Here is a 581-nt window from a genome sequence, read left to right on the forward strand (position 1 = left end):
AGGAAGATCTTGGAAAATAATACGCCTCATATTTGGGTGGAAACAGGCAAAGGAGTATTACATGGCTCGCAAAGGAATTATTCTCGCGGGTGGCTCAGGTACGCGTCTTTATCCCATTACCAAGGGTATCTCCAAGCAACTGTTGCCCGTTTACGACAAGCCGATGATCTATTACCCGCTGTCGGTATTGATGTTGGCAGGTATTCAAGAAATTCTGATCATTACCACCCCGGATGATCAGGATGGCTTCCAGCGTCTGTTGGGTGATGGAAGCCAGTTCGGTATTTCAGTTAGCTATGCCATTCAGCGGAGCCCTGACGGCCTAGCCCAAGCCTTCATGATTGGAGAAGAGTTCATCGGCAGTGACCCGGTGTGCTTGGTCCTGGGCGATAATATTTATCACGGTACTGGGTTTTCAAAACTCTTGCAGGCGGCTAACGCACAGGAAAGTGGTGCGACGGTATTCGGCTATAGAGTCACCGATCCTGAACGCTTCGGTGTCGTAGAGTTTGATGAGAATCGGCGTGCCATCTCTATTGAGGAAAAGCCTGAAAAGCCTAGGTCGCGCTATGCAGTAACAG

General features: G+C 49.6%; 1 protein-coding gene. It reads left to right on the top strand.

The window, feature by feature from the left end; translation table 11 throughout:
• Positions 1 to 61 precede the first annotated feature (61 nt).
• Positions 62 to 581: sugar phosphate nucleotidyltransferase (locus OP495_RS18690; protein ID WP_280571289.1), on the top strand; the 520-nt coding region annotated here is incomplete at its 3' end.

The organism is Chromohalobacter sp. 296-RDG (assembly GCF_029889885.1).
In the GTDB taxonomy this organism is placed as follows: Bacteria; Pseudomonadota; Gammaproteobacteria; order Pseudomonadales; family Halomonadaceae; genus Chromohalobacter.